The organism is Burkholderia sp. Ac-20392, from assembly GCF_017104585.1.
Lineage (GTDB): Bacteria > Pseudomonadota > Gammaproteobacteria > Burkholderiales > Burkholderiaceae > Burkholderia > Burkholderia lata.
This window is the reverse complement of sequence record NZ_JAAGPB010000660.1, coordinates 1-3664: the sequence shown is the minus strand read 5'-3', so window position 1 is coordinate 3664 and position 3664 is coordinate 1. Positions and strand designations below refer to the sequence as shown.

The 3664-nt window shown below is 64.7% G+C and carries 4 protein-coding genes; all 4 read left to right on the top strand.

The window, feature by feature from the left end; all coding sequences use genetic code 11:
• On the top strand, nt 1–270 hold a 270-nt coding region (locus G3N99_RS36410), incomplete at its 5' end, for a LysR substrate-binding domain-containing protein (protein WP_241012031.1).
• A 730-nt stretch (nt 271–1000) separates the two neighbouring features.
• Nucleotides 1001–2206, top strand: coding sequence for an MFS transporter (locus G3N99_RS36405; protein WP_206124780.1), 1206 nt, complete (start codon nt 1001–1003; stop codon nt 2204–2206).
• A gap of 582 nt (nt 2207–2788) precedes the next feature.
• On the top strand, nt 2789–3286 hold the full coding sequence (locus tag G3N99_RS36400; protein ID WP_174987448.1) for a spore coat U domain-containing protein: 498 nt from the start codon (nt 2789–2791) through the stop codon (nt 3284–3286).
• A gap of 15 nt (nt 3287–3301) precedes the next feature.
• A partial coding sequence (locus tag G3N99_RS36395; protein ID WP_206124779.1) for a fimbria/pilus periplasmic chaperone occupies nt 3302–3664 on the top strand: 363 nt, incomplete at its 3' end.

The window sequence follows — 3664 nt, the reverse complement described above, 5'->3', positions numbered from 1 at the left end:
GCCGGCTTCACGCCGCGGATCGCGCAGGTCGGCAGCGACATTCCAACGTTGATCGGCCTCGTCGCGGCCGGGATGGGCTGTGCGTTCGTGCCGGAAAGCGCGTCGCCAACCTGCCCGCACACGGTCCGGCTCGTCGCGCTCGACGAGCTCGCGAGCCGCTTCGACATCGAGTTCGTGTTCGACGGTGCAGCCGTGCCACCGTCGCCCGTCGTCGCACGGTTTCTCGAGGCCGTGCGCGAGGCGGCCGGTGAAGCGCGCCAAGCGGGCTGAGCGAGCAGCAGATTCGGCGACTTGGCCCGGCACTTGGGCGACGCGATTCGCGGTGCCGAATGACGGGCGGCCCCCCCTTCCGTCAAACCGTCGGCTTGGCTGCTGAAACACGCTAAACAACTGCATCTTTTTCGCGAAAATTCTTACAAAACGGCGACACCGGACGCCGCAGCACCGGTGTTTTTAAATTGACACCAAAAAGTGCCGTTTAACGTCGGTTCGAATTGTCATGGTTCGAAATATACTGCGCGCGCATCCAACCCTCGTGCCAAAGAGAGGATGCGTTTCCGCCCCGGTCACGGTCCCCCTGTGATCGGGGCTTTTTTTGCCCGTGGGCCTTGTCGGCAAAGGGTTTTCGGCAACGGTGCAACGTTCGTTCGGGGCGATGCCCGCCACCTGACCGGCCCGCCCGATCCGCGCGGCGGCGCATCGCCGGACGGTTTACGGACGGCCTCCGGATCATCGGGCGCAGCGATCGTCGGCCCACTTCGAAGTGTCGATGGCTCACGGTCTCCCGGCCGAAAGCCGCCGCCCATTCATTACACAAAGCTTTCACAAAAAACCGCTTTCGCCCGCCTCAGAAACGGGCTTCAAGCGCTCGCTGCATTGTTGACATGAAATCAAGATAATTTCGTCCGTATACGGCTTTTTCCGCAAAAGTCATGCAGGCACACTTCGCCCTGTCCTCAACGGCCTGTGCCGTTGTCCCTCGACTACAGGAGCTCATCGCGTGAACCCCACGACTTCCTCTCCTTCCCGCCCCGGCGGCAGCGCAGCGCTGCCGCTGCTGGCACTCGCCGCCGGTGCGTTCGGCATCGGCACGACCGAGTTCTCGCCGATGGGCCTGCTGCCCGTGATCGCCGACGGCGTGCACGTGTCGATTCCGCAGGCCGGCATGCTGATCAGCGCGTATGCGATCGGCGTGATGGTCGGCGCGCCGCTGATGACGCTGCTGCTCGCGCGCTGGTCGCGCCGCTCGGCGCTGATCGCGCTGATGTCGATCTTCACGATCGGCAACCTGCTGTCGGCGTTCGCGCCGGGCTACACGACGCTGCTGCTCGCCCGCCTCGTGACGAGCCTCAACCACGGCGCGTTCTTCGGACTCGGTTCGGTGGTCGCGGCCAGCCTCGTGCCGCGCGAAAAGCAGGCCAGCGCGGTCGCGACGATGTTCATGGGCCTGACGATCGCGAACGTCGGCGGTGTACCGGCCGCGACCTGGCTCGGCCAGATCATCGGCTGGCGCATGTCGTTCGCGGCGACCGCTGGCCTCGGCCTGGTGGCGATCGCCGGGCTGTTCGCGGCGCTGCCGAAGGGCGAAGCCGGCAAGATGCCCAACCTGCGCGCGGAACTCTCGGTACTCACGCGCCCCGTCGTGCTCGGCGCGCTCGGGACGACCGTGCTCGGCGCCGGTGCGATGTTCACGCTCTACACGTATGTCGCGCCGACGCTCGAACACGTGACCGGCGCAACGCCCGGCTTCGTGACCGCGATGCTGGTGCTGATCGGCGTCGGCTTCTCGATCGGCAACATCGCGGGCGGGCGCCTCGCCGACCGCTCGCTCGACGGCACGCTGATCGGTTTCCTGCTGTTGCTGATCGCCACGATGGCGGCGTTCCCGGTGCTCGCCAGCACGCATGTCGGCGCCGCCGTCACACTGCTCGTGTGGGGTGTCGCAACGTTCGCGGTCGTGCCGCCGCTGCAGATGCGCGTGATGCGGGCGGCCCACGAAGCGCCGGGCCTCGCGTCGGCCGTCAACATCGGCGCGTTCAACCTCGGCAATGCGCTCGGCGCGGCCGCCGGCGGTGCGGCGATCTCGGCGGGCTTCGGTTATGCGGCCGTGCCGCTCGTCGGCGGATTGATCGCCGCAGCCGGACTCGCACTCGTGTTCCTGCAGATCGCGCAGCAGCGCCGCGCACCGGCCGCCACGAATTCGTAGTCGCGACACGTCGCGCCGGTAATGCGCGACGGCCCGCCGCCTCTCAGGCAAACACGTTCACGGCCGCGCAATGCGGCCGTCTTCGTTTTCAATCGTCAATTCCGATTCACCGATTCCACAATCATAAAAATCAGGAATATCGGCACATCAAGCGTCGACGCAAATCCAATTCATTAACGGATAACTGAAAACGATTCAATCCCCCCGAATGATTCAGCGCCCGCGCATTTCACTTCACTGGATACATTAATCATCCATTCCGCGTCGACCGTTTCAACCCGCCACACCAATCGGAAAAATCGAATCGCACCCTGCAATACTCGCGGAGTAATTGCCGCATCGCTGGAAAATCTTTCGTCCCCTCCGCACCCGAGAAAATCGAAAACCGTAATGTTTTCCGGCTTTATTCAATCGATTCCCGGTTTTACTGTAACAAAATGAAACAGCCCGATCATTGCGATTGAAAGACTCGCCGATTCGTATCAGCATTTGCAATGCCGTGGCATGCGAAGCGCGGCATAAATCCAATGAAAAACCGCTCGATGAGGGATCAGTGTGAAAGTTGCCATCGCTTCCACGACAATGTCGCTCGCGCTGTTAGTCGGCCTGTCGACACCTGCCGCCGACGCCGCCACTTATTCGAACGGCACTGCAACCGCCACCTTCAACGTCACGCTGACGCTGCAGCCGAACTGCACGATCGCCGCGAACCCGCTGGCGTTCGGGACCAACGGGGTGCTGGCCACGGCAATCAACCAGCAGACGACCGTCAGCGTCACCTGTACCAATACGACGCCGTACAACGTCGGCCTCGATGCGGGCTCGGTCACGGGTTCGAGCGTCGCGAGCCGCCTGATGGCCGGCACGTCGACCGGCAACACGACGACGACCGTCGGCTTCCAGCTCTACCAGGACGCCGGGCGCACGACGATCTGGGGCAACACGCAAGGCACGAACACCGTGGCCGGCACCGGCACGGGCGCCGCGCAGGCGTTGAACGTCTACGGCCAGGTGCCCGCTCAGGCCACGCCGAAACCGGACACCTATCAGACGACCGTCACCGCAACCGTCTACTTCTGACCGGCACCGCAACGCATGACCGCATTACGTCGAATGCTCGCCGCGCTGCTGTGCGCGGCCGGCACCGCGCACGCCGCGTCGCTGCAGATCTCCCCCGTCACGATCGAATTCGGCACCGACGACACGGCCACCGGCATCACGCTGCGCAATCCGGGCGAGCGCCCCGTGTACGGGCAGGTGCGCGTATTCCGCTGGGACCAGGCCGACGGCGAGGACACGCTGACGCCCACCCAGGATCTGATCGCGAGCCCGCCGCTGATCGAGGTCGGCACGCAGTCCGAGCAACTGATCCGCGTCGTGCGTGCGTCGCGCGCGCCCGCCGGCGTCGAGCAAAGCTACCGGCTGCTGATCGACGAGCTGCCGCAGCCCGGCGAAGCA

Excerpts from the sequence above, each read along its gene's own strand:
- G3N99_RS36400 (WP_174987448.1), top strand. The coding sequence starts at position 2,789 with ATGTCGCTCGCGCTGTTAGTCGGCCTGTCGACACCTGCCGCCGACGCC.